The sequence below is a fragment of the Acinetobacter sp. LCT-H3 genome (assembly GCF_001866125.1).
Taxonomy (GTDB): domain Bacteria; phylum Pseudomonadota; class Gammaproteobacteria; order Pseudomonadales; family Moraxellaceae; genus Acinetobacter; species Acinetobacter schindleri.
The window spans coordinates 1-25,454 of record NZ_MODX01000001.1 but is presented as its reverse complement, the minus strand read 5'-3'; the positions used below and the strand labels follow the sequence as shown (position 1 = coordinate 25,454).

The following is a 25,454-nucleotide window of genomic DNA, read 5'->3' as shown; positions in this document are numbered from 1 at the left end:
AACGGGGGGTTAAGAATATGAAAAACGTGAATAATAAATTTTTACCAAAAGGTTTAAAAATGAAAATGGATGACTGTGAACTAGTCTAAATAGTGAATTGCAGTATAAAGGAAAAATTTAAAGTATTGTTAAAGTGGACAAAACAGCTTATAGAATCTTTTAATCAGTTTTAACCTTACATAACATCAAATTAAAAAAAATCAATATGAGCTCTGAAACATGCCCTTCATTATTAAAAATATTACATTATAAAAACTTTATTTTTATCTTATTGTTTTCAATATTAATTTTACCTTATGGGAAAAAATAATACTAAAAACTATAGCGTGATTGTGAATAATAGGTTAAAAAAACTCAACTTTAGTTTAAAGAATGTCATAAAAACGATATTTTTTATCAGATTAATTATACAATTTGGTTAATTTCTGCGTGTGCTTTAAGCAGATGCAGTACAAAAAAACATATATGAGGCTCTCTCCCCATGTTAAACGCAAAGAAACTTACATTAGCAGTGTTGGTACAAGCTGCTCTGATCTCTACAGCTTATGCAAGCGAACAAAGTGAAGCAAAAGGCTTTGTAGAAGATGCTGAAGGCACAGTTCTATTCCGTACGGGTTACTTAAGCCGTGATAAAAAAAATGGTGTTGATGATACAAGCTCTGCAGCTCAAACAGCAATAATTAATCTAGATTCTGGCTTTACCAAAGGTATTGTTGGTTTTGGTGCAGGTATCATTGGTGATGCTTCATTTAAACTCGGTAAAAATGGGCATACTGGTAACCAAATGATCCCAACGCATAGTCAAGATAATGCCGATGGAACTAAAGATGCCTATGATCATTGGGCACGTGGAGGTGCTTATGTCAAAGCACGCGTATCAAACACAACGGCTAAATATGGTACGCAAGTATCTGAAATTCCAGTAATTGCAAGTAATACTGCTCGTTTAACCCCTGAGTACTACACTGGTCTTTATATTGAAAGTAACGAAATTAAAGACTTGACGTTAATCGGTGGTAAATTCACTAAAAATCAATGGTCTAATGATATCAGCTCAGACCAACAAAATTTGGACAGTGCTATTTTCTGGGGCGCGAAATACAAGTTTAACGACCAAGTTAATGCCTCTTATTATGGGGTAGACGTTAAAGATAAATTAGATCGTCACTATGGGAATGTAAATTACAGCTTTCCTACAGCAAATGGTGCGACCGTAACTTTAGAGGCAATGGGTTACAATACTAAATGGAAAGTTGGAGCAGCAACCACTGATCCACGCAGTGCAACTGAAGAATTGACTAACTCAATTTGGGGTGTATCTGCAAGCTATAACAGAGATGCACACAATTTGATGCTTGCATACCAAGATAATGCGGGCAACATAGGTTACGACTATGCTTACAACGCAGATGGTCTACAAAGCATTTATGTACCAAACTCATACTTATCCGACTTTAAGGGTAACGATGAAAAATCTGTTGGCTTACAGTACAACTATAATTTTAAAAACCATGGTCTTCCAGGTCTAAACTGGACAACAGCATTCGTTTATGGTTGGGATATTGATGTAGCCGAAATAAATAATCCAGCACAAATTATCGACCAAGCTGAAGAACATGAATTCTTTAACCAAGTGAAATATACGGTTCAATCTGGTGCATTCAAAGATGCAAACTTACGCTTACGTCACTCATACTTGCGCGCAAGTGATACTTACAATAATGCTTCTGGCAACTATGTAAGTAATGCTATCAGCTCAACAAATGAATGGCGTATCTGGTTAGACATCCCGGTGAAATTATTCTAATGTCCTGACGATGCTTTAAATCAAAAAAACCTGCACATTGTGCAGGTTTTTTTATTTAAGCTTTAAAAGTTTAAAGACTTAAATGGAAAAGCAAAGCAATTATTTGTTTGCTTCTGCATAAGCAGCAATTGAGTCTAGTACTTCTTGTTTCGCAACATCTGCACCTTCCCAACCACTTAACTTAACCCATTTACCTGGTTCCAAGTCTTTGTAGTGCTGGAAGAAGTGTTCGATCTGGCTGATCAATAATGGAGGAAGATCAGTATATTCTTGAACATCTTTATAGATCGGTGTCAATTTATCATGTGGAACTGCAACTAGCTTCGCATCAACACCCCCGTCATCTTCCATATTCAGTTTGCCCACAGGACGGCAGCGAATAACAGAACCCGGCTCTACTGGGTGTGGCGTCACAACCAATACGTCTAGAGGGTCACCATCTAGAGATAAAGTGTTTGGCACATAACCATAGTTCGCTGGGTAGAACATTGCTGTACCCATGAAACGGTCTACAAATAGCGCATCAGAATCTTTGTCGATTTCGTATTTGATTGGTGCTGCGTTTGCAGGAATTTCAATAATTACATAGATGTCATTTGGTGCATCTTTACCCGCTGGGATATTGCTGTAGCTCATAGCATCACTCTTTAACAAGTTAAATCTTTTAAAAACCGCGACAATTATAACGGTTTTTGCAGATTTTTTTCGGTTTAAAAATATCGAACAATCAATCAGGCGCTTGATGACTGGACTGACCTAAATTAATTTGATGATCAGTAGCAATAACGCAATCGGACATAACATGGAAAGCAACCACATGATGGAACGCAATGTCGCCCAGTTTGCCAGATAGCAAATACCGTACAGCACCCGGAAAATCAGATAACCAATACCAAAAGTCATAATCAGACTTTGCGGCATGACCAGATATTCAGCCATCAGGACAGCTGCAATAAACAGCGGCAAGCTTTCAAAACTGTTCTGCTGAACAGCATGAGCACGTTTTGCAACACCGGTAGACTGTTCTAAAAAATCACGCGGATTCTGGTTATCTTTAGCCTTAAAGCCTCCAGCTTTTTTAGCAATCATGGTAAACACATAAGGTAGCAGACAAGCCGCTAAAATGAGATAAATGATCCCACTAATGCTCTGCATCTGATTTTTCTCATGAAAATTTTATCTGTATCATAGCATGGCATTTCGTGAATAAATTTTGTTAAATAGGGTGTTTTAGCAACCACATAAGGATTCACGATGGTCAGTCCCGATCAAAAAGAAATGTTGGATGTCCTGGAACGCCAGCGTCAACATCAGCTGCAAGTGGATCGCGTCCTGAAAATTGTATTGCCGATCGTGGCATTTTTACTCAGTGTCATCGCTGCCAATATGAATATCTGGTCAGCTCTGTTCACCTTTGTGATGTTATGGATTGCCTTTTATGCAGTGGGCATCAAGCGCTATACCCTGTGGCATTGGCTGACAATTATTTTAGTATATTGCCTGATTGATAATGTGCTCAGCTATGGCGAGTTCTACCGCCCTGGTTTCAACCGTCACTTCATTAGCCTGTTTATCTTCGTCGGGATTGTAGGTGTTGGTCGTCGCTACTTCGACCGCTGGTGGATGGAAAAGAATAAATCTGCCCAACTTTGAAAAGATTCCATAAAAAAAGCGCCTCTCAAAGGCGCTTTTTTTACACAGCTTTTAAGCTGTTTTGCGTAGATCTTTACGCAGGATTTTACCTACGTTAGATTTTGGCAATTCATCCAGGAATTCTACATAACGCGGACGCTTGTAACCTGTCAGATTTTCTTTTGCGAATGCCAGAACTTCTTCAGTTGTTAAAGATGGGTCTTTTTTCACCACGAACAGTTTAGGCACTTCACCTGATTTCTCATCTGGTACACCAATAGCAGCCACTTCCAGCACTTTTGGATGTTTCGCAACGATTTCTTCAATCTCTGAAGGATAAACGTTGAAACCAGATACCAGAATCATGTCTTTTTTACGATCTACAATCTTCACATAACCACGATCGTTCATCACACCGATATCACCGGTACGGAAGTAACCATTAATCATGACTTTGTCAGTTTCATCCTGGCGATTCCAGTAACCCTTCATCACCTGAGGACCACGGATCGAAATCTCGCCCTGCTCGCCCAATGGTACTTCATTGCCATCATCATCTAAAATTGCAACTTCAGTCAACGGCAATGGAATACCAATGGTGCCGCTAAATTCTTCAGATGCAGGCGGGTTTGCAGTTGCAACCGGAGAAGTTTCTGATAAACCATAACCTTCGATGATGTTAGTGCCTGTAACTTTCTTCCATGCTTCTGCAGTAGAAGGCAGCACCGCCATACCACCACCCATCGCCATTTTCAGACGACTGTGATCCAGCTGTTTGAAGTCTTCATTATTGATCAATGCATTGAATAAAGTATTCACTGCCGGGAAGAACGTCGGCTGGTATTTACGTAATTCTTTAATTACCGCAGGCAGATCACGCGGATTTGGAATCAGAACGTTGGCTTGACCTTTGTACATACCGTACAGTGCACACACCATGAATGCAAAGATATGGTACAACGGTAGAGCACAGAAAATACGGTCATCTGGCTGGCCATCTTGTGCACCGAATTTGCTCTGGAAAATACCATCACATTGCAGCATGTTTGCAACCAGGTTGCGATGTGTCAGTTCAGCACCTTTAGAAACACCTGTCGTACCACCAGTATATTGCAGTACAGCAGTATCACTTAAAGTCAGTTCAGGACGTTTATAGTTCGTTGGGCTGACTTTGTTCAGCGCAGCATTGAACTTGATGTGACCTGGAATATCCCATGCTGGAATCTGTTTACGTACAGAACGTAGCACAAAATTAACTAGCGTACCTTTAAGTGCACCCAGCATATCACCTACAGAAGCAACAACGACGTGCTTCACTGGTGTTTTGCCAATAATTGCTTGATATACAGAAGCGAAGTTTTCAATGATCACCAGTACTTCTGTACCAGAGTCATTTAACTGATGTTCAAGTTCACGTGAAGTATAAAGTGGATTTACATTGACCAATACCAGACCAGCACGGAATACGCCCAATGCCACGACCGGATATTGCAACACGTTTGGCATCATCACTGCCACGCGTGTACCTTTTGCAAGCCCCAAGCTCTGTAAATATGTTGCAAATTTACGACTAGCTTCTTCCAGCTCGTTAAACGTCATTACTTTATCCATAAAGATAAAGGCATCACGTGAGCCAAACTTCTGGAAATTACGCTCAAAAATATCAACTAATGAAGTGTTTTCTGGTGGCAGTTCTACAGTGCGTGGAATCCCTGTTTTCTCGTATTCAGCGAACCAAATCTTTTCCATAATGCCATTCTCTCCAATCATAATCCTTAGAATCTCAACTGTTTTTTTCAATATTGCGCTAATTTTTTAACTTGTTTATGCGCAATAATGCATCCATCTTGTCGAATCGTTGTTCATATATAACGTATTTCGATTGATGGATGCTAGTCTTATCTTTGAATCAACAGTTTATTTGCTTTTTGATATCCGCGTGGTAAAAGCTGTCCTTTCGAACCGCGTTTGCCGATGTACTTTTGCAGATCATCCCCTTTTAATTTTATTTGCTGTTGTCCTGCAAGCACTTGAATTATTTCATCTAAACTCAAGGCTGTCATGGACAAAATCTGATCTTTATCTTCAAGTTGTATCAATTTATTACCTTTGCCTTTATTCAACACAGGTAATTCAGTCAAATCAACAATTAATAGACGACCTGCAGAGCTGAGCAATGCCAGATGAGTTTTGTCTTCAAGTGGCTGCAGATTCATTGCCTGCGCACCTTCCGGCACAGTCAGGAATGCCTTGCCCGCCTTGGCATTGGTATCCAGCTGCTTGGCTTGGGTCTTGAAACCATAACCTTTGCTGCTGATTGCCAGGATTTCTGCCTCATCTTCGGCAACCAGAACCTGTTTAAAGCCGACGCCACTTGCAGGAGAAAGTTTTGAACTCAGTGGTTCACCTAATCCTCGCGCAGACGGCAGACTGTTGATGGCCAAGGCATAACTGCGCCCCGTATCATCCAGTACATAAACACGCTGATTAGATTTGCCTTGGGCATGACTCAAGTACTGATCCCCTGCACGGAAGTTCAGGTTTTCGGCATCCACTTCATGGCCTTTGGCACAGCGGATCCAGCCAGCTTCAGATAAGACCACGGTCACCGGATCAGCAGGCAGCATTTCAGTTTCATCAATTGCCGCAGCTTCGGCACGCTCTACGATTGGAGAACGGCGATCATCACCAAATTTCTTGGCATCATCTTTAAGTTCATTGATGATCAAATTCTTTAAAGATTCTGGATTGGCCAGTTGCTCACGGATTTCAGCTGCCTTGGCTTCTAACTCTTCCTGCTCACGGCGCATTTCCATTTCTTCAAGCTTGGCCAAATGGCGCAACTTGAGTTCTAAAATGGCTTCTGCCTGAATTTCATCAATACCGAATCGTTGCATCAGCACCGGTTTGGGCTGATCTTCTTCACGGATGATCTGAATCACTTCATCAATATTCAGGTAGGCAATGATCAGGCCACCCAAAATATGTAAGCGTTTCTCGATTTTATTCAAATGGAATTGCAGACGACGGGTCACGGTGGTCTTACGGATTTCAATCCATTCCAGCAAAATACGACGGATCGATTTCACCTGCGGGCGACCATCTGCACCAATCATATTCATATTGACGCGATAGCTGGATTCCAAATCGGTGGTTGCGAACAGATGACTCATTACCGATTCAGCATCGATACGATTTGAACGCAACACAATGACCAGACGGGTCGGATTTTCATGATCGGATTCATCACGCACATCTGTGACTAAAGGCAGTTTCTTCGCCTGCATCTGGTCTGCAATCTGGGTAATGATCTTGGAACCAGACACCTGATAGGGCAGTTCAGTAATCACGATCTCGTTTTTTTCAACCGTATATACGGCACGCATACGGTAACTACCACGACCTGTCGTTTGCATTTTCAGCAATTCAGCCGGTGGAGTAATAATTTCTGCTTTGGTTGGTAAGTCCGGTCCCGGAATATATTCAGCTACTTTGACATCGGTCAGGTTCGGATTACGAATCAGTGCAATTGTACCTTTGACCACTTCACGCAGGTTATGTGGTGGAATATCGGTTGCCATACCCACGGCAATACCCGTGGTACCATTCAACAAGATGTTCGGTACGCGTGCCGGCAGATTGACTGGCTCTTTCATCGAACCGTCGAAGTTGTCCTGCCAGTCACAGGTGCCTTGACCCAACTCAGAAAGCAATAATTCACTATATTGTGACAGTTTGGCTTCGGTATATCGCATCGCCGCGAAAGACTTTGGATCATCTGGTGAACCCCAGTTGCCCTGCCCCTCAATAAACGGATAACGGTAACTGAACGGCTGTGCCATCAGCACCATCGCTTCATAGCAGGCTGAGTCGCCATGTGGATGGTATTTGCCCAGTACATCACCCACAGTACGTGCAGATTTCTTTGGTTTGCTGGTCCACTTGAGCCCCAGCTCACTCATGGCATAAACAATACGGCGCTGTACCGGTTTCAGACCGTCACTGATGTGTGGCAGTGCACGATCCATGATGACGTACATGGCGTAGTTGAGGTAGGCCTGTTCGGTAAATTCTGCTACGGAACGGTTTTCTGTCGCATGATGCGCAAGGCTTGTCATAACAACCTATAATCCTAAAAATGTCGTTTTTGTATCAATGTTTCTTATGCTAAGTCGCACTGCCTGACTGCACAAGAGCAGTACAGTACACAGTGCGACAAATCGTGTCTTATGGCGTAAAAATATCCACTTTAAACGCCCTAAGCAACTAAAAAATCCCCACCTTTATTGACTCAAGGATTCTAAAGTCCGACCTTTGGTTTCTTCACCCAGTACCAAGATCACCACAGCTACAGCAATTAGAACCACGGTAAACATGGTAAAGACATAGCTGAAGCCGCTCGGCATGACCATCAGATGGGTCACTGCAAATGGCGCAACAATACCACCAATCCGGCCGATTGCCCCTGCCCAGCCCGAACCAAAAGCACGGATATTGGTTGGGTACTGTTCTGGCGTATAGGTATAGAGCACACCCCAAGCACCGAGGTTAAAGAAGGACATCAGACAACCCCAGATCACGATTTCGGTAACACTGCCGGACTGACCAAAGAAATAGGCAGATACGGCACACATGCCAATAAAGCCGGCCAGTGTTACCTTACGTCCAAGTTTTTCTACCAGCCATGCTGCAACCAGATAGCCTGGCAACTGCGCCAGAATCATGATCAGTACATATTCAAAAGACTGGACAATGGTATAGCCTTCCTTCACTAACAGACTTGGCAACCAGGTGAAAATACCATAGTAAGAGAAGATGATGCCGAACCAGATCAACCACAGCATTAAGGTACGGCGGGCAAATATGCCTGACCAGAGCTGAGCAAAAGAAATCGTCTGTTTTTCGGCCACAGGTTGAACCTGGAAGATTTCCAATACCTCTACCCCACATTTGGCTTCAATTTTTTTCACCAAGGCATGCGCTTCATCGATACGGCCACGGTTGATCAGGAAGGGAATCGATTCCGGAACGAACCTCCAGATCACAATTGCATACAGTGCAGGAATACCACCGATTAAAAAGGCGGTATGCCAGTCAAATTTCGGAATCACAAAATAAGAAATCAAGGCTGCACAGAGCCAGCCCAATCCCCAGAAACTTTCCAGTAAAACAATAAAACGGCCACGCACCTGCGCCGGAATATATTCACTGACCAGCGTTACCGCAACCGGTAACTGGCCACCCAACCCCAGGCCGACAATAAAGCGGAAGACCAGTAGCCAGGTCAGGTTCGGTGCAAAGGCACAAGCCGCGGTTGCCAGGCTATAGATCACCAGCGTTAAAGCGAATATGGTTTTGCGGCCATAACGGTCTGCCAGACCGCCAGAACAGATTGCCCCAATTGCCATCCCGATAAAACCGATTGAAACTACCCAGCTTTTCTGGTCAGGGGTCATCTGCCAGTCTTCTGCCATTTTGGCCAGAATGAAGGAAATCAGTCCGGTGTCCATGGCATCGAACATCCAGCCTAAACCAATCACGACCAGCAACATATAGTGAAACCTGCCTACAGGTAAGCGCTGAATCCGGGAAACTAGGTCCATAAATAAATCTCTGATATGTGATTCGGGAGAAACTGCAGGGAAAGCAGAAGTGTTCATCCTATTTTTATACTACGATTGAATACAGAAACGAGGCTATTTTGCCTCGCTCATCTGAAAATCGTGTTTTATGATTCATCCTTAGATGAGGCGGATTGTTCATCATCATCTTTATAGATAAATTTCGGCATTTCCAGGCCAAAGTAAATGGCGATCAGGCGCAGGCTAAAACCGAAGATCAAGGTAGAAATGATGGTCAGCTCAAGCGACAGACCTGCGTGGCTACACAGCCAGTAGAAGATTACCGCAACGAAGGAAATACTGGCATATAGTTCACGACGGAACACCAGCGGCACATCATTACACAGAATGTCACGCAGAATACCGCCGGAGACACCCGTCAGGACACCAGCTACGGCGCTGACCACAAAGCCATGTCCCATTTCTAATGCGATCTGGCAACCGATGATGGTAAAACCGATGAGTCCCAAGGCATCTAGTACCAGGAAGATGTTACGTAAATGACGCATCCATTTGGCAATCAGAATGGTGACAAAAGCCGCACAGCAGGTCAGCACCAGATATTCAGGATGCTTGACCCAGGTTAGTGGATAGTGACCAAGCAGCACATCGCGAACCGAACCACCTCCCAGTGCCGTAACACAGGCAATGATCACGACCCCAAACCAGTCCATGCTGCGCCGTCCAGCGGATAAAGCACCGGTCATCGCTTCTGCGGTAATGGCAATAATATAGATTACGGTCAACAACATCGCCCTGCTTCCACCTGAGGCTTTGAGATGGCGGCTATTCTAAGGCAAATCTATGTGAAAGTTACAAAAATTGCGCACAACATAGCTTAAATTTTTTCCCTGAACCGCAAATGCAGGCTTGCTTCATTGTAAATTGTTGATCTGTGGTCGGATCGAGAAAATACCAGCAGCCTTCTACTTTGACGAAATGGGACGCTTCATGATGAATTTGTGCCTGTGTACCATCATGAAAATGTGCCTTGAAATCGACCAGTGCATGACATTTATCTAATTTTTCATTGGTTTGTACGATTTCCAGTTTCAGCCATTGATTGGCCCTGCTCCACTCGGCAATTGCTGGCATATCTAAAAACCTTTGCTGTCCCAATGCGGTCGTCTGCTGGATATAGTTAATTTCCTGTTTGGCAAAGGCGCTATAACGTGAACGCATCAACTGTTCGGCTGTCTGTGCAGTTCGCTTGCCTTGATGCAGTGGCTGACAACAGCTTTCATAAATGCCCAGTCCACATGGACATGCTTCTGAAGTGGTAAGTTCCAAAAATGAATTCCAAAAAAAATAGCCCGACGATGCGGGCTATTTTAGCAAAATTCAGCGCATGCCTGAGGCAGAACTCAATTCTTGTTTTGCTCTTGCGGAATAATATGGACTTTTTCGATCTTATGACCATCCATTGTCACGACTTCAAAGATATGACCATCGGCTTCGAACTTCTCACCATTTTCAGGCAGACGGCCAAGGTGGAATAAAATATAGCCCGACAGCGTCGAATATTCTTCTGATTCATCCACCAGATCACGGCCAATCAGCAAGGATACATGACGAATATCGGTTGAACCTTCCAGCAACAGACTACCGTCATGCAGACTTTCAGCTGCAGTTTCCATTTCATCTTCATCCGGGAATTCACCGGCAATGGCTTCAAGCACATCAATCGGTGTTGCAATCCCTTCGATCGAACCATACTCGTTCAGCACAATCGCCATTTGTAGCGGCGCCTGACGCAACTGGTCCATCACCATCAGTACCTGAGCATTTTCATGCACAATTACCGGTTCACGTAGATGTTTTTCGAAATCAAGTACACCCGTTTCGATATATTCGTTTAGCACTTTATGGGTCAGTACTACACCAGCAATATTGTCCAGCTCACCACGTGCCACGATCAGACGTGAATGACTCATCTGCAACAAATGGGCCTTAATGATAGCTTCATCTTCATCCAGATCAATCCATTCCAGTTCAGGACGTGGGGTCATCACCGACTTCACCGGACGTTCAGACAGGCCGAGTACGCCCTGCACCATCACACTGTGATAAACGCCATTTTCATCATCATTAAACACTTCGTCAGCAAAGGCACGCGTTGCCAGTACATCTACCGGCTCAGAAGCAGCATTATCCTGAGCAGGTTTACCACCGAGCATACGCATCACAGCTGAAGCAGTGCGATAACGCAGATCTGTAGTTGTCACCATTTTTTCCTGATTGCGTTTCATGGTCTGGTTAATAAATTCGACAATGACCGAGAAACCAATCGCTGCGTACAGGTAGCCTTTTGGAATATGGAAGCCGAAACCTTCAACCACCAGCGAGAAACCGATCATCATCAGGAAGCCGAGACAAAGGATGACCACAGTAGGATGACGATTCACAAAATCCATCAAGGCCTTGGAAGCCCACAGCATGATGCCGACGGCGATAATCACTGCAATCATCATTACCGACAGGTCTTTGACCATACCCACAGCAGTAATCACACTGTCGAGTGAGAACACGGCATCCAGCACCACAATCTGAACGATCACCATCCAGAACACGGCATGCACCGGATTTTCTTCTTTGACCACTGGCTTGGCTTCAAGGCGCTCATGTAATTCCATGGTACCTTTAAATAACAGGAATACCCCACCAAACAGCAGAATCAGGTCACGTCCGGAAAATGGATGATCAAAAATATAGAAGAACGGTTCAGTCAGCGTGACTACCCAGGCAATAGAAGCCAGCAGGATCAGACGCATGACCAAGGCCAGGGTCAAACCTACAATTCGGGCGGTATTACGTTGTTCTGGCGGCAGTTTTTCAGCAAGAATTGCAATAAAGACCAGGTTATCGATGCCCAGAACAATTTCCAGCACAATCAGAGTCAGCAGGCCAATCCAGGCAGAAGGATCTGACATCCATTCGAAAATCATTGCATTCTCTCCTGTAGATCAGTGGAAAGACATGCAATGCTGCTGCGTAGCGCGGAACTATATCCAATTTTATTTAAACACTTGATATGGTGACGTTTTATCTGGTTAAAGCGCCAACTTCGACTACCCATGTGATTTCTATTGTAGTAAGACAGATTTTCAGTATAGCAAGTTCAAAATGAAATTCACCAGTTTTCATGCTTTGGTTTAAGCTTCCCGACTCTTGACTTCAAGATTGGCAAGAATGATGCATAGAATTGTCATATTTTTAATATATGTTGTAGTAACAAAATTAAAAAATGATAAGGTGAAAGAGAGACATGACTAGCGTAATTAAAATGACTGAACATAAAAACAAATCTCCCCGTACTACCCGCCCGCTCGTTGCCCTATATTGTGGTTCACGTGCTGGCAATAATCCTATTTATCAGGAAAAAGCTATTCAGCTTGTACAGAGTCTGGCCCAGCAAGGCTTTGGTCTGGTCTACGGCGGTGCCAGCATCGGCCTGATGGGTCAGGTCGCTGATGCCATGATTGAACATGGCGGTGAAGCTGTAGGTGTGATTCCCGAGTTTATGCTGGATTATGAAATCGCGCATAGCAAGCTGACTGAACTGCATATTGTGCAGTCTATGCATGAACGCAAAGCGTTAATGGCAGAACGTGCCTGTGCCTTCGTTGCTCTGCCAGGTGGACTAGGCACCTTTGAGGAAATTCTGGAAATTGCGACTTGGGGACAGTTGAACCAGCACCAGAAACCAATGATGCTATACAACGTGAATAACTTTTATGATCCACTCATTGCCCAGCTGGATCATGCCGTGAATGAAGGCTTTTTGCCGCCCCAGCATCGTGCCAAACTAATTGTCTGTGAACATTCTGCACATATCTTTAATGCCCTGAAAAATCTGGATAGTCCAAAACAGTTTGCAATTTAAATGCTGATCTAAAAAATAAAAAAGCGAGCCGAAGCTCGCTTTTTTATTTTTTAACTCTTAAGAAGCCAAATTAGTCACCAGGTTATAGAACCAAGGTAGTGTTGTCGCCAAAATCACAGACATTGCCAAACCAAACATCAACTTCATTGCATCTTTGCTGACGTTCCGTGAAGTACGGTGTTTGCTCACACCATTGACGATCATCGAGATGGCAAACTCACGACCGGCCAATAGACCCAAGAACACCCATGTGGTACTCATTGGGATGTTGCTCCACTCTTTGAAAATCAACAAGATAATGGCATAGATAAAGTCAACAATGGTTGCTGCACGAACATCGGTTACATCGGTTTTGGTATCGACGATCTTCTGGATTGCACCACCACGTTGGTACAGAATCACACCCAGCAAGACCACGAATACCGCAATCGCAAACATCAGGAATTCAAATGGAACCTGACGTGGCACATACACAAAGATATTGGCTAAGTCCTGGATCAACCATTGGCTCCACAAGAAACCGGTTGATAACCATTGTAAGATCATCCATTTGGTCGAATGCTCTTGGTCTTTGGTTTGGTTAAAGTACACCGTCATTTTGTTGGCAACAAAACGGTAAATCACCAAAGCTGAGATGAAGGCTACAGCATAACCCATCATCGATTTCACCATCATCGAACCTAAGCTCGCTGGAGAGAAAATGGTGAGCACCAAGAATGTAGTACTGACTGGAATACCATATTTGGTTAATAACAAGAGTAGAATTGGCGGTACAATATACAGCCAGGTAATCCCACCCTCAGGGAATGGAATCGTTTCGAGACGGCCATAAGAGGCATCTCCTACCCCTGATGCATACCAGCCATAGACCAAAACCACCACAAGGATGACGCTGATATAAATCCACAGCAGCCACCAAGGTCGATGTGAATTTGATGAGATAAAGGTTCCCAATGTCTGAGGCACATCATTGCCGACAATGGAGTAGGCTGCTAGACAGAAGCCGATAACCATCAAGATTTCGATAGACATAAAACATACCTGCTGAGGGAGATCAGCATTACTGTAAGATGTGGCCAAGATTATGACGTTTTTATTGCAGTTTCATGACAGAAACGTCATATATTCTTGTAACACTAGCCAGTTTCAAGACATTTATTACCTTTCAGCAAGCAGTTGCTATTTCTGCTAAATCCCATTTATCCAACTGATATCAATCAGTTTTCATAGTTCTATTTCATGTCATAAATACCAGAATAAGACACTGATTTAGTACAACGGATGGGGTGAATTGATTTAAACTGAGCTCACATTCAAAATTATATGACTTTCTAAATATCACATGAATGCCACGCCCACCCATCAAGCACTGCAACCCGAATTTAGACTGCTGGTCTTATTGGTATCGATCGGCTTTTTCATGCAAGGTCTGGATACCACAATTATCAATACTGCCCTGCCAGCGATTGCTCTTAGCCTGCAGGAAGATCCGTTGCGAATGCATAGTGTGGTGGTGGCTTATGTGCTTTCGGTTGCAGTCTGTATTCCCTTGAGTGGCTGGCTGGCAGATCGTTTTGGTGTACGTAATACCTATTTTAGCGCCATCATTATTTTTACGCTTGCATCAATAGGTTGTGCTGTCTCAAACAGCCTGAATGAACTCCTGCTCTATCGGGTTCTGCAAGGCATTGGTGGTGCTTTGCTGCTACCAGTCGGCCGTCTGGCAATGCTGAAGATTATTCCACGCACCCAGTTTCTGGCGGCAATGAGCCTGATGAGTCTGGCCGGCCTGATTGGTCCCCTGATTGGCCCGACGCTAGGTGGCTGGATGGTCGAATACCTGTCCTGGCAATGGGTATTTCTGATTAACCTGCCGATTGGCCTGCTTGGCACCCTGATTACCTTCAAAGCCATGCCGAATGTTACTGAACCGGATGTGGCGAAGTTTGACTATGCTGGTTTTGTTATGCTGGTGGTGGCGATGGTCGGGCTATGTCTGGGCATTGAGAACTTTGCCAATCCGCAATATCCATTGTGGTGGAGTCTCAGCTTAGTTGCAGCTGGGTTCCTGTTTTCGCTGATCTATGCCTATCATTCACATACCCATAGCAATGCCCTGTTCCGCAGTAAGCTGTTTAAAAACCGGATTTATTCTATTGGGATTCTGGGCAATTTCTTTGCCCGTCTTGGTGGTAACTCCATTCCTTTCCTGTTACCACTAATGTTGCAGGTCGCGTTTGGTTTTGAACCCTTTATTACCGGCTTGCTGATGATTCCAACCGTATTAGGCTCGTTGGCTTCCAAACCCATTATTCGCAAGATCATTCAGCACTTTGGCTATCGCCAGGTGTTACTGGTAAATACTTTGCTGGTGGGGCTATGTATTGCCAGCTTTGCCCTGACTACGGCGGATACACCGATCTGGCTACGTGCGATTCATTTCTTTATTTTTGGTATCCTGAACTCACTGCAGTTTGTTTCCATGAATACTTTAACCTTAAAAGACTTAAGTCAGCAGGATGCCAGTAGTGGCAACAGTTTTCTGTCCATGATCATGATGCTATCGATGAGTATTGGGGTCGCACTGGCAGGTACGCTGGTAAATATGTTTAGTGCCTACTTTGGCGCTGAGCAGCTGGATAATGCATTCCATCTCGCCCTGATTTGTCTGGGCTGTTTGAATATTATTGCCGCCTATATTTTCTGGCATATTCCTAAGAATACGCCAGTATGATCATCATCCCGATACAAGACAAATCGGTATAAGCTAGATAGAGTCAAATTTTGAAGAACGTGATGAAAAAGCCAGACAAGCATTATCCACCTCTTTGGGCAGCAATCATGAGTGTCATTCTGCTGCTTGCTGTGGTCTGTGCAATCTGGTGGCTATTGCTGAAACCGCTACCTGCCAACGCTTCCGAATATGACATTCATGGTTTTGATGTTTCGCATCATCAAAAAGAGATTAACTGGCAGCAGATTCCCAAAGATAAATACCGCTTTGTTTATTTAAAATCAACCGAAGGCGGTGACTTTAAGGACAGCAAATTTCAGGAAAACTGGTTTAAGGCTCGCGAACAGGGTTTGCTGGTCGGCGCCTATCATTTTTATCGCCTCTGTCGGGAGGGTAAGGTTCAAGCGCAAAACTTTATCGAAACCGTACCGAACAGAGCGGATGCCTTACCTCCGGTAATCGATCTTGAATATGATAGTAACTGTATCAATACCTATTCCAAGGAACAGTTACTCAAAGAAATCCAGGTCATGCATGACCTGCTCAAGCAGCACTACGGCAAGCAGCCGATGTTCTATACCTCTAAAGCTTTCTATAATATTGTGCTGGTAGGACAATTTACTGATGTCCCTCTCTGGATACGTGAATACAAGGGTCTGCCTGAGCTCAAAGATAATCCGAAATGGCATTTCTGGCAGCATACCAGTCAGGGTCAGATCAAAGGTATTGCAACGGCTGTAGACCTGAATGTGTTTTATGGTTCGGAAAAGGACTGGCTGAATTTTTTAAAACAGAATGGTATTAAGACTGCACCTGCACAAAAATCGGCAAAATAATTCTACAATTGCAATGTAATCAAAAATAAAAGGATAAATAGCTGTGAAGCTTGGAAAAATTATCGTGACTACCATTCTGATAGTGGTAGTCATACTGGGGGGAATGGGCGCTTATTTACGCCAACCTTCAGGTCAGCTGCGTGACTTTGACGCGTGGCAAGCCAGATCCAATACATCCGCAGAAGGCTTAAATGTCCGCTTCTTTGGGGTGTCTACCCTGCTGTTTGATAATGGTGAGGAGCAGATTTTAATTGATGGCTTCTTTAGCCGTCCCAGTCTTTGGCATGTTCTCAGTTCTAAGGTTTCCAGCGATTCTAGGTTACTTCAGAAGATTATTCAGGAGGAACAGCTGGATCGGACACAGGCGATTTTAGTGACCCATAGCCATTATGATCATGCTCTGGATATTCCTGAACTGGCTGCCCTGTTACCTCAACCCCAGATCATCGGATCGAATAGCACCCTGAATATTGCACGCAGTCATCCAGAGGTAAAAGCCTCCCAGCTACGGCGTGCTGTATCAGCGTAATCGCTCCGATCGGGACAGTTTAAAGTCACTCCACTTGCTTCCGCACATACGCCTCCAACACCCGTAAATGATGATCTCGGTGAAGAAATTACAGCACCACTGAAACTGCCTGCCAAGTTTTCCGAATTTAAAGAAGGCAGCAGCTTTGATTATCTGATTGAACATGACAGACAACGAATTCTGGTTAAAGCCAGCACAGGGTTTATTCCAGGACAGCTCAAGAATATTCAGGCCGATATTTTATTTTTAGGCATAGCCCAGCTGTCGCGACAGCCTGAGGATTATCAGAAATCTTATCTGTAACAAACGCTGGCAATGGTAAAACCCAAGATTGTCATTCCGATTCACTGGGATGATTTCTTTCAGCCGCTAGATCAACCCTTACAATTTTTGCCACGCTTTGCCGATAATGCTCCCGAGAGTATACGAATTCTGATCAAAGCGGCTGAAGCGCAACAGATTCAGGTTGTGCTACTGAGTAATAGTCAACCCTATAATCTTTTGAAATCAGCATCTTCCCAAGTGCCTTAAAGCCTTTTAAGATGGCATATGCGTAAAATTATCCATATCGATATGGACGCCTTCTACGCCTCGGTAGAACTGCGTGAACGTCCGGAACTAAAACATTTGCCTGTGGTGATCGCTTCGCATCATCCACGGGCTGTGGTTGCGGCTGCCTCGTATCCAGCTCGGGAATTTGGTGTGCATTCTGCCATGCCAATGAGTCAGGCACGCAAACGTTGTTCGCAGCTGATTGTGATTGAACCGGATTTTCAGAAATACCGTGAGGTTTCCTCACAGATCCATCAGATTTTTCAAAAATATACAGCAGTTATTGAACCACTTTCACTGGATGAAGCCTATCTGGATGTGACTAATAATCTGCTGCAAATCCCCAGTGCAACAGAAGTTGCGATGCGTATCCGTGAAGACATTTTTCAGCTGACTAGACTCACCGCTTCTGCGGGTGTTGCACCAAATAAATTCCTGGCCAAAGTTGCTTCAGACTGGCATAAACCGAATGGCATTTGTGTGATCAAGCCTTCACAGGTACAGGCCTTTATTCAGGATTTACCGCTTAAGAAAATTCCCGGGGTCGGCAAGGTTACGCAGGAAAAATTGAAAAGTCTCAATCTGGAAACGCTGGGTGATTTGCAACAGATGGATGAAGCTGTCCTGATTCAGCATTTTGGCAAATACGGCAAGCGGCTGTATCTCTATGCACAAGGCATCGATGAACGTCCGGTCGAAACCGAACGTGAACGCCAGCAGATTTCCAAGGAAACTACCTTTGGTGATGACCTGCTACTTAGCCAGTGCAGCCCTTACTGGGATCAACTGATCCAGCAGGTCTGGAACAGTCTGGAAAAGAAACAGCTGACTGCACGTGGCATTACCGTGAAACTCAGGCTAAAAAATTTCCAGATCATGCAACATAGCCGCAGCTTCCGTTCCGTGCTTAAAAATCCGCTAGAGCTACATCAGGCGTTACAGTTCTTGCTGCAGGATATGCATCTGGATCCAGCCCTGCAATTTCGCCTGATTGGTGTTGGAGTGTATCAGCTGTCACCTCGCCAGCAAGAAGCACAACTGTCCCTGCTTTAAAGTAAACTGAGCAAGAAGTAGTCACTAGTTTAAAAAGCCAACAACTTTATTTTTACCATTGTATGTTTTTAGAGTAATCTATCCGCGCAATGCATTATCCATGTATATGCTGAGATGCTGAAAATCACCTTTACTTTCAGCATGCTGTCCTGTGATTGGCGTGACGATCAAATCCGAATATTACAGGGCAACTCTGTTCTCCCCATGGAATCCTATCCTGCATGTCTTCTGCAAATTCAATTTCTTTTCAAGAACAACGCGCGCGAAAAGCAGCGCTTTCCAGTTTTATTGGTGCTGTTGTCGACTGGTACGATTTTCTTCTTTACGGGATTGTCGCAGCCCTGATTTTTAAAGATCAATTTTTCCCAAGTATTGGCAACAATATGGGCACATTAGCCGCCTTGGCAACCTTTGGTGTCGGCTTTCTGTTCCGTCCACTCGGTGGTGTAGTGTTTGGTCACTTCGGTGACAAACTCGGCCGTAAAAAAATGCTGGTACTCACTGTCATCCTCATGGGGATTTCTACTGTCGGGATTGGCCTGTTGCCGAATTTCGAAGCCATTGGCTGGTGGGCGCCTGTACTGCTGGTGACCTTACGTGCCATTCAAGGTTTTGCCGTCGGTGGTGAATGGGGTGGCGCTGCCCTGATGGCGGTTGAAAATGCGCCGAAAGGCAAAAAAGCCTTTTACAGTAGTGGCGTTCAGGTTGGTTATGGTGTCGGTTTAGTTCTCGCTACGGGTGCTGTATCACTGATCATTGCGACTCTAGGCGAAGAGGCATTTTCGGACTGGGCATGGCGTATTCCATTTATTGCCAGTATTGTGCTGATCGGCATTGCCATGTGGATTCGGCGTGATCAGGAGGAGTCACAAGAATTTGTCGAAAAAGTGGTTAAAGCCAAGCAACATCCAACCAAACTGCCAATTTTTCAGGCGATCAGCAAGCATCCTAAAGCATTCCTGTACATTATTGCCTTGCGTATGACCGAGCTGCTCACCATGTATCTGGTGACCAATTTTGCACTGAATTATTCCACCAATAATCTGGGCATGGACAAGCAATTCTTCCTGAATATCACCCTGATGGTCGGTGCGATTAGTTGTATCAGTATTCCGTTCTTTGCCTGGATCTCAGACAAAATTAACCATAAAACCATGTGTGTTTGGGGTGGTTTAATCGGTGCCTTGTCGGCTTTCCCGTTCTTTATGGCGCTGGATGCTCAAAATACCTGGATGATTATTGTTGGCTCAATTCTACTGGCCAATATCGCGCATGACATGGTAGTCAGTGTACATCAACCCATCTTTACCTCACTGTTTGGTACCGAGTATCGTTACAGTGGCGCCGGTGTAGGTTATCAGGTAGCAAGTATTATTGGTGGTGGTTTTACCCCAATGATTGCGGCTTCCTTAGTGATTTGGGGTGATGGTTCATGGCATTATGTAGCCATCTATCTTGCTGTGGGCTGTCTACTGACTGCATTGGTTGCTGCCCTGATGCCAAAAACCCAGGATTAAACTCATGACTATTCAACGTTTGCATGTGTCTCAACGCTTCTCTGAAATCGCGATTTCAGGCAATCTCGTTCATCTGGCAGGTCAACTGGCCAGTGATTTTGATCTGGATATTAAAGGTCAGACACAGCAAACTTTAGACATTATTGATCAGTTCCTCGCAGATGCGGGAACAGATAAGAGCCACATCATGTCAGTTACCATTTATCTCAAAGATATTGAGCGTGACTATGCAGCTTTTAATGAAGTGTGGGACACATGGGTAGCTGATATTCAGGCCCTACCGCGTACCTGTGTAGAAGCCAAGTTGTATGATCCAAGGGTATTGGTCGAACTGACCGTTGTCGCAGTAAAACCGGAATAATGCCGATAGAACTTGTCTTCCAATAAAAAAGCATGCGATCTGCATGCTTTTATTTGTGCCAGATATATTAACCCACTGTCTTCACCTTAGGGCGACCCAGAGCGGAGTACAGTGGAAACTTCTTTAGTGCAGTCAGGTTATTCGGGTTGACTAAACTGTCCTCCTCACCCTGTTCATTCAGGAAGTCACGGCGCAGCTGATAATATTCCGGAATATCTTCATAACGGATTACCCGATAGCCTGCCATAGTCAGCAAGGCATCCTGATACTGGGATTGTTGTGGGCGTTTTAAAATCATCGGATCGTCCACGGCCACGATGGCAACAACCAGATGATCCTGATCTAGAACCACAAAGTCCGCGACCAGATTGCGATATTTGTTACGGGTACGAAAAAATTTGGTGGTCAACAGCGCATCATAGGAGACATGGGCCAGAATGATGTTCTCTGGCAGAATTTCCTTTAGACGGGTATAAGTCAACTGTTGATTCAGGTTAAAAATGGCGCGCTGCTTCAACACACTGTCTTGCTGCTTGCCGCTGTTCCGTACTCTCTTATATGCCATCAGGATGGTGCACAAGAGCAGAAAACTGCCAATTATGATATAGGTGGTCATGCGTTAGTCCTTTCTGCATTCTTATAATCGTTTTTGTTTTATTGTCGTGAGTATAGATCGATTTTCATCCGAAAATCACGGTACAACCAATTTGCTTAGATACTGCAACATCCGGTATCAAAACTTATATAAGGGCATTACATTTCGGGAGATTAAAAAATTCCGTGTACTGGAAATGTAATGTGTTCCTTACTCACTCTAAATCAGCCACTCAAATTTAAGCAAGAGCATTTTCCTCTTTTTTTCTTACAATTCCGATAAAGTATAATTTTTAAAACAGTTTTTTCTAATAAATATCTTAATTTAATTATTGTTTAATTGAGATTTGACTTCTTTTAATAAAAAATCAGTAGAAAAATAAAAAAGACACCGAAGTGTCTTTTTTAAGTGATTTAGGCACGACTTTTTGGTTTGGTTTTGCCTTTAGCTTTAGAACCGCCAAAAGGCTTTTTCGCATCACCGGTTTCACGTGGTGGTAAACCGGTGTGCTGGGTCAAGATCTGCCCTTTCTTCGGGCGATTGTTCTGTCCTTGGCTTTGACCTTGTCCACGATTGCCTGCCTGACCGGTACGTTTCTGTGAATCGCCTGCAACAGTCGAGTTCTTCTTACGTGCTGACTGATACTGACCATCCACACCTGCAGGCTGATAGGTCGGAATCAGATGCTGTTTCGAATTACCAATCAGGTCCTGACGGCCCATTTCGCGCAAGGCATCACGCAGTAAAGGCCAGTTATTTGGATCATGGTAACGCAAGAACGCTTTATGCAAACGACGACGCTTCTCACCTTTCACAATGTCGACATTTTCAGTATAACGCGCCACTTTCGCCAGTGGGTTTTTACCGGTGTAGTACATGGTGGTTGCAGTCGCCATAGGCGACGGATAGAAGGTCTGTACCTGATCAGCACGGAAACCATTCTTCTTCAACCAAATCGCCAGGTTCATCATGTCATAATCGGTTGTACCCGGATGCGCCGCGATGAAATAAGGAATCAAGTATTGTTCCTTGCCTGCTTCCTTACTATAACGATCAAACATTTGCTTGAATCGGTCATAAGTTCCAATGCCCGGCTTCATCATTTTATTGAGCGGACCTTTTTCGGTATGCTCGGGCGCAATTTTTAAGTAACCACCTACGTGGTGAGTGACCAATTCTTTGACATATTCTGGGTTTAAGACCGCAAGATCATAACGCAGACCTGAACCGATCAGAATTTTTTTAATGCCTGGTAGAGCACGTGCCTTACGATATAACTGTGTCAATGGCGCATGGTCGGTATGTAAGTTTTGACATACTCCTGGGAACACACACGAAGGCTTACGACAGTTCTTTTCGATCTCAGGATCTTTACAGGCCAAACGGTACATGTTGGCTGTTGGGCCACCCAAATCCGAAATGATGCCAGTAAAGCCTGGTGCAGTATCACGAATTTTTTCCACTTCACGCAGAATCGATTCTTCCGAACGGTTCTGAATAATACGACCTTCATGTTCCGTAATCGAACAGAAGGTACAACCACCGAAACAGCCACGCATGATGTTCACAGAGAACTTGATCATGTCAAAGGCTGGGAAACGTGCATTACCGTATGATGGATGTGGTAGACGTGCATAAGGCAGGTCAAACACGTAGTCCATCTCTTCCGTAGTCAACGGAATTGGCGGTGGATTTAACCATACGTCACGTTCACCATGCTTTTGTACTAATGCACGCGCATTCCCTGGATTTGTTTCCAGATGTAAAATACGGTTAGCATGTGCATAAAGCACCGGATCATTCACCACTTCTTCAAAAGCAGGCAAACGAATCACAGCCAATTCACGCGGTGGTAATTTATGTTTAATCGCTTTCGACGCCGGTTGTAGCTGAACGATTTGCGTATTTTCGTCCAAATTGTCGCCTTCACGTACAATCGGATTAGCTACATGTTCTTTTTGGAAACCCTGGTACTGGCTCGAGTCCTTCCCCTGCTCAATTTCACAACCTTCAATATCTTCAGTCATGACATAAGGGTTAATAATTGGATCGACACGACCAATCGTATCGACATCATTCGATGCGATTTCAACAAATTTTGCTTTCGACGGGCGGTTGTGTTTATTGACAATAAATGCTGTACCACGAACATCGGTAATGTCTTGGATTTTTTCGCCACGCGCCAGACGATGCATGATTTCAGTGATGGAACGCTCACCATTACCGTACATCAAAAGATCGGCTTTAGAGTCCATCAATACTGAACGACGCACTTTATCTGACCAATAATCATAATGCGCAATACGACGTAATGATGCTTCAATACCACCTAACAATACAGGTACATCTGGATAAGCTTCACGCACACGCTGGCAATATACGGTTGCCGCCCGGTCTGGGCGTTTGTTTGGCTGATTGTCTGGTGAATAGGCATCATCTGAACGAATCTTGCGATCTGCCGTATAACGGTTGATCATCGAGTCCATGTTACCTGCTGTCACACCCCATGCAATGTTTGGTTTACCCAATACACGGAAGGCTTCAACATTGGTCCAGTCTGGCTGCGCAATAATCCCGACACGGAAACCTTGCGCTTCTAGGGTACGGCCAATAATGCCTGAACAGAATGAAGGATGATCAATATAGGCATCGCCACAGACTAAAATAAAGTCACAACTGTCCCAGCCGAGTTGATCCATCTCCTCGCGTGACATCGGCAAAAATGGCGCAGGTTCAAAACATGACGCCCAATATTTGTCGTAATCAAACAACGCTGTAGGCGCTGTCTGCATGGTATAAGCAGTAGACATGGCTAGCAATTCTCGGCTGGCAGATGGAAGATCAAAAAATAGATCAAAGATGAAAGCCGAGCATTTTAGCATGAATTCGGCTGAGGTTGCTTGATTATAATTTATACAATACTGGCTTTAAGACCTTAATCAGGAATATATGCTTATTCTGTTTCTAGCCTGCTTATTTGAGATTTTAACTTTTGAGCTACCAATAAACCAATTACCAAAATAATACCGATGAACACACTGAGGCCGAACCATCCTGTATTTTCCCAGACCAAACCACTGGAGCTGCCAAGGACACTGGATCCAAGATAGTAGCAGAATAAATAGAGTGATGATCCTACAGCACGATATTGTAAAGATTGTACAGATACCCAGCTGCTGGCTATCGAATGTGCAGCAAAAAATGCAAAGGTAAAAATGAGCAATCCAATAAAGACCAATAGCAAACTGTTAACTAACATCAACCCTAATCCTAGTAACATGCTGACAAGCATGGTTACCAATACTTGGAAACGTCCAGACTTCTGGCTCCAGCGCGCAGCACGAGGTGAGCTATAGATTCCTGCCAGATAGGTAACCGAAATTAGCCCAATCCAGACATGCGACAGCTCAAAAGGTGCCTGAATCAGGCGATAGCTGAGATAATTAAAGACTGAAACAAAACAGCCCATCAGGATGAAACCTTGCAAGAACAAGATTCGCAGCTTGGGATCACTCAAATTATGCTGAAACGCAGTAATAAAGCGGCTCAACTTAATAGGATAAGCTTGAAAATTCCTGGATTTAGGCAATAAGAAATAGAAGGTTGTTGCAATACAGAGATTAATTAGTCCAATGATTAAAGTCGCTGACTGCCAGGAAATAAAATCCACCAATACTCCTGCAATCAAACGGCCACTCATACCGCCAATTGCAGTTCCAGAAATATAGAGTCCCATGGCAAAACCAACATCTTTCGCGGCTACCTCTTCCCCAATATAGGTCATCGCCACTGCGGCCACGCCACTTACGGTTAAACCTATTAACACCCGGGTCGCCAGAAACACTGACCAGACTGGCAATACAGCACTCAGCAACAACAATACTGCAACCGAAAATAAAGACCAGACCATAATCGGCTTACGGCCAAAACGGTCAGAAATGAGTCCAGTAAAAATCAGGCCAACAGCTAATGCAATGGTAGAAAATGAAAGTGGAAAACTGCTTTGCGTAGGAGAGATATGAAAATAGTCTGCCAGAATCGGCATCATCGGCTGTACACAATACAATGATGAAAAAATTGCAAATCCAGCCAGAAACAAGGAAAACAAAACCGCTTTAAAGGCAGATGACTCATATTCAATATGGCTTGAAGATAAATTTGGGGACATATCCGCTCCTTAGACCGGTTCAGTATACGCCTCTCAAGTTTATTTTTATGTGATATTTCAGTCGAAATAGCATATAAACAACAGTTATTTGACTAAATCCCGCGCATAAAAAAACACCCCCTGCCATTTGACAGGGGGTGTTTAAAATAATGAGCTGGCGATGACT

Annotated in this window: 20 protein-coding genes and 1 pseudogene; 9 read left to right on the top strand and 12 right to left on the bottom strand. The window is 44.1% G+C overall.

Translation table 11 applies throughout. From position 1 onward, the window contains the following. Positions 1 to 481 precede the first annotated feature (481 nt). On the top strand, positions 482 to 1,807 hold the full coding sequence (locus BK820_RS00105; protein ID WP_004810184.1) for an OprD family outer membrane porin: 1,326 nt from the start codon (positions 482 to 484) through the stop codon (positions 1,805 to 1,807). A 99-nt stretch (positions 1,808 to 1,906) separates the two neighbouring features. Here the strand turns inward: BK820_RS00105 and ppa are convergent, their stop codons facing one another. Together ppa and BK820_RS00095 are read right to left on the bottom strand one after the other, a co-directional pair. After that, the gene (ppa, locus tag BK820_RS00100; protein ID WP_004281037.1) at positions 1,907 to 2,443 is read right to left on the bottom strand and encodes an inorganic diphosphatase; all 537 of its coding nucleotides are present in this window, start codon (positions 2,441 to 2,443) and stop codon (positions 1,907 to 1,909) included. Between the two features lie 120 nt (positions 2,444 to 2,563). Next, positions 2,564 to 2,962: an MAPEG family protein gene (locus BK820_RS00095; RefSeq protein ID WP_004810187.1), complete on the bottom strand. Its 399-nt coding sequence runs from the start codon at positions 2,960 to 2,962 to the stop codon at positions 2,564 to 2,566. 99 nt (positions 2,963 to 3,061) lie between these two features. Here BK820_RS00095 and BK820_RS00090 point away from each other — a divergent pair, with 99 nt between their 5' ends. Beyond that, entirely contained in the window at positions 3,062 to 3,460 is a 399-nt protein-coding gene (locus BK820_RS00090; protein ID WP_004810189.1) for a hypothetical protein, read from the top strand. 51 nt (positions 3,461 to 3,511) lie between these two features. Here BK820_RS00090 and BK820_RS00085 read toward each other — a convergent pair whose 3' ends face one another. The 6 genes from BK820_RS00085 to BK820_RS00060 form a co-directional block, all read right to left on the bottom strand. Further along, complete coding sequence (locus BK820_RS00085) at positions 3,512 to 5,188, bottom strand: AMP-binding protein (RefSeq protein WP_008305159.1); 1,677 nt, start codon at positions 5,186 to 5,188, stop codon at positions 3,512 to 3,514. 149 nt (positions 5,189 to 5,337) lie between these two features. Then, complete coding sequence (parC, locus tag BK820_RS00080; RefSeq protein ID WP_004896423.1) at positions 5,338 to 7,557, bottom strand: DNA topoisomerase IV subunit A; 2,220 nt, start codon at positions 7,555 to 7,557, stop codon at positions 5,338 to 5,340. Positions 7,558 to 7,722: 165 nt separating this feature from the next. Continuing rightward, positions 7,723 to 9,042 carry a niacin transporter NiaP gene (niaP, locus tag BK820_RS00075; protein ID WP_071319750.1) on the bottom strand — a complete coding sequence of 440 codons (1,320 nt, stop codon included), beginning with the start codon at positions 9,040 to 9,042 and terminating at the stop codon, positions 7,723 to 7,725. 125 nt (positions 9,043 to 9,167) lie between these two features. Beyond that, the gene (locus BK820_RS00070; protein WP_008305156.1) at positions 9,168 to 9,812 is read right to left on the bottom strand and encodes a trimeric intracellular cation channel family protein; all 645 of its coding nucleotides are present in this window, start codon (positions 9,810 to 9,812) and stop codon (positions 9,168 to 9,170) included. A gap of 61 nt (positions 9,813 to 9,873) precedes the next feature. Beyond that, positions 9,874 to 10,350 (bottom strand): YchJ family protein, encoded by a 477-nt coding sequence (locus BK820_RS00065; protein WP_071319749.1) that lies wholly within the window; start codon positions 10,348 to 10,350, stop codon positions 9,874 to 9,876. 74 nt (positions 10,351 to 10,424) lie between these two features. Continuing rightward, on the bottom strand, positions 10,425 to 12,005 hold the full coding sequence (locus BK820_RS00060; RefSeq protein ID WP_004810201.1) for a TerC family protein: 1,581 nt from the start codon (positions 12,003 to 12,005) through the stop codon (positions 10,425 to 10,427). 320 nt (positions 12,006 to 12,325) lie between these two features. Here BK820_RS00060 and BK820_RS00055 point away from each other — a divergent pair, with 320 nt between their 5' ends. Further along, positions 12,326 to 12,943 carry an LOG family protein gene (locus tag BK820_RS00055; RefSeq protein WP_008305153.1) on the top strand — a complete coding sequence of 206 codons (618 nt, stop codon included), beginning with the start codon at positions 12,326 to 12,328 and terminating at the stop codon, positions 12,941 to 12,943. Positions 12,944 to 13,000: 57 nt separating this feature from the next. Here the strand turns inward: BK820_RS00055 and BK820_RS00050 are convergent, their stop codons facing one another. Then, complete coding sequence (locus tag BK820_RS00050) at positions 13,001 to 13,975, bottom strand: hypothetical protein (protein ID WP_004810207.1); 975 nt, start codon at positions 13,973 to 13,975, stop codon at positions 13,001 to 13,003. A gap of 310 nt (positions 13,976 to 14,285) precedes the next feature. Between BK820_RS00050 and mdtD the strand changes: the two genes are divergently transcribed. The 6 genes and pseudogenes from mdtD to BK820_RS00020 all read left to right on the top strand — a co-directional run bounded on the left by mdtD (position 14,286) and on the right by BK820_RS00020 (position 20,525). Further along, entirely contained in the window at positions 14,286 to 15,677 is a 1,392-nt protein-coding gene (gene mdtD, locus BK820_RS00045) for a multidrug transporter subunit MdtD (RefSeq protein WP_071319748.1), read from the top strand. Between the two features lie 62 nt (positions 15,678 to 15,739). Further along, complete coding sequence (locus BK820_RS00040; RefSeq protein WP_071319747.1) at positions 15,740 to 16,513, top strand: glycoside hydrolase family 25 protein; 774 nt, start codon at positions 15,740 to 15,742, stop codon at positions 16,511 to 16,513. 43 nt (positions 16,514 to 16,556) lie between these two features. Beyond that, positions 16,557 to 17,573, top strand: a pseudogene (locus BK820_RS00035) (MBL fold metallo-hydrolase). 18 nt (positions 17,574 to 17,591) lie between these two features. Beyond that, positions 17,592 to 18,647 (top strand): DNA polymerase IV, encoded by a 1,056-nt coding sequence (dinB, locus tag BK820_RS00030; protein WP_071319746.1) that lies wholly within the window; start codon positions 17,592 to 17,594, stop codon positions 18,645 to 18,647. Between the two features lie 221 nt (positions 18,648 to 18,868). Then, entirely contained in the window at positions 18,869 to 20,164 is a 1,296-nt protein-coding gene (gene shiA / locus BK820_RS00025; protein WP_071319745.1) for a shikimate transporter, read from the top strand. A gap of 4 nt (positions 20,165 to 20,168) precedes the next feature. Beyond that, on the top strand, positions 20,169 to 20,525 hold the full coding sequence (locus BK820_RS00020; RefSeq protein WP_071319744.1) for a RidA family protein: 357 nt from the start codon (positions 20,169 to 20,171) through the stop codon (positions 20,523 to 20,525). Between the two features lie 67 nt (positions 20,526 to 20,592). On the opposite strand, the gene BK820_RS00015 is transcribed toward BK820_RS00020, so the two are convergent. The 3 genes from BK820_RS00015 to BK820_RS00005 form a co-directional block, all read right to left on the bottom strand. Further along, on the bottom strand, positions 20,593 to 21,141 hold the full coding sequence (locus tag BK820_RS00015) for a DUF2726 domain-containing protein (RefSeq protein ID WP_071319743.1): 549 nt from the start codon (positions 21,139 to 21,141) through the stop codon (positions 20,593 to 20,595). A gap of 392 nt (positions 21,142 to 21,533) precedes the next feature. Further along, on the bottom strand, positions 21,534 to 23,930 hold the full coding sequence (locus BK820_RS00010; RefSeq protein WP_071319883.1) for a YgiQ family radical SAM protein: 2,397 nt from the start codon (positions 23,928 to 23,930) through the stop codon (positions 21,534 to 21,536). Between the two features lie 143 nt (positions 23,931 to 24,073). Further along, positions 24,074 to 25,288, bottom strand: coding sequence for an MFS transporter (locus BK820_RS00005; RefSeq protein WP_071319742.1), 1,215 nt, complete (start codon positions 25,286 to 25,288; stop codon positions 24,074 to 24,076). Positions 25,289 to 25,454 lie beyond the last annotated feature (166 nt).

Coding starts and splice junctions, on each gene's coding strand:
- BK820_RS00105 (WP_004810184.1), top strand. CDS start 482: ATGTTAAACGCAAAGAAACTTACATTAGCAGTGTTGGTACAAGCTGCT.
- ppa (WP_004281037.1), bottom strand. CDS start 2,443: ATGAGCTACAGCAATATCCCAGCGGGTAAAGATGCACCAAATGACATC.
- BK820_RS00095 (WP_004810187.1), bottom strand. CDS start 2,962: ATGCAGAGCATTAGTGGGATCATTTATCTCATTTTAGCGGCTTGTCTG.
- BK820_RS00090 (WP_004810189.1), top strand. CDS start 3,062: ATGGTCAGTCCCGATCAAAAAGAAATGTTGGATGTCCTGGAACGCCAG.
- BK820_RS00085 (WP_008305159.1), bottom strand. CDS start 5,188: ATGGAAAAGATTTGGTTCGCTGAATACGAGAAAACAGGGATTCCACGC.
- parC (WP_004896423.1), bottom strand. CDS start 7,557: ATGACAAGCCTTGCGCATCATGCGACAGAAAACCGTTCCGTAGCAGAA.
- niaP (WP_071319750.1), bottom strand. CDS start 9,042: ATGGACCTAGTTTCCCGGATTCAGCGCTTACCTGTAGGCAGGTTTCAC.
- BK820_RS00070 (WP_008305156.1), bottom strand. CDS start 9,812: ATGTTGTTGACCGTAATCTATATTATTGCCATTACCGCAGAAGCGATG.
- BK820_RS00060 (WP_004810201.1), bottom strand. CDS start 12,005: ATGATTTTCGAATGGATGTCAGATCCTTCTGCCTGGATTGGCCTGCTG.
- BK820_RS00055 (WP_008305153.1), top strand. CDS start 12,326: ATGACTAGCGTAATTAAAATGACTGAACATAAAAACAAATCTCCCCGT.
- BK820_RS00050 (WP_004810207.1), bottom strand. CDS start 13,975: ATGTCTATCGAAATCTTGATGGTTATCGGCTTCTGTCTAGCAGCCTAC.
- mdtD (WP_071319748.1), top strand. CDS start 14,286: ATGAATGCCACGCCCACCCATCAAGCACTGCAACCCGAATTTAGACTG.
- BK820_RS00040 (WP_071319747.1), top strand. CDS start 15,740: ATGAAAAAGCCAGACAAGCATTATCCACCTCTTTGGGCAGCAATCATG.
- dinB (WP_071319746.1), top strand. CDS start 17,592: ATGCGTAAAATTATCCATATCGATATGGACGCCTTCTACGCCTCGGTA.
- shiA (WP_071319745.1), top strand. CDS start 18,869: ATGTCTTCTGCAAATTCAATTTCTTTTCAAGAACAACGCGCGCGAAAA.
- BK820_RS00020 (WP_071319744.1), top strand. CDS start 20,169: ATGACTATTCAACGTTTGCATGTGTCTCAACGCTTCTCTGAAATCGCG.
- BK820_RS00015 (WP_071319743.1), bottom strand. CDS start 21,141: ATGACCACCTATATCATAATTGGCAGTTTTCTGCTCTTGTGCACCATC.
- BK820_RS00010 (WP_071319883.1), bottom strand. CDS start 23,930: ATGTCTACTGCTTATACCATGCAGACAGCGCCTACAGCGTTGTTTGAT.
- BK820_RS00005 (WP_071319742.1), bottom strand. CDS start 25,288: ATGTCCCCAAATTTATCTTCAAGCCATATTGAATATGAGTCATCTGCC.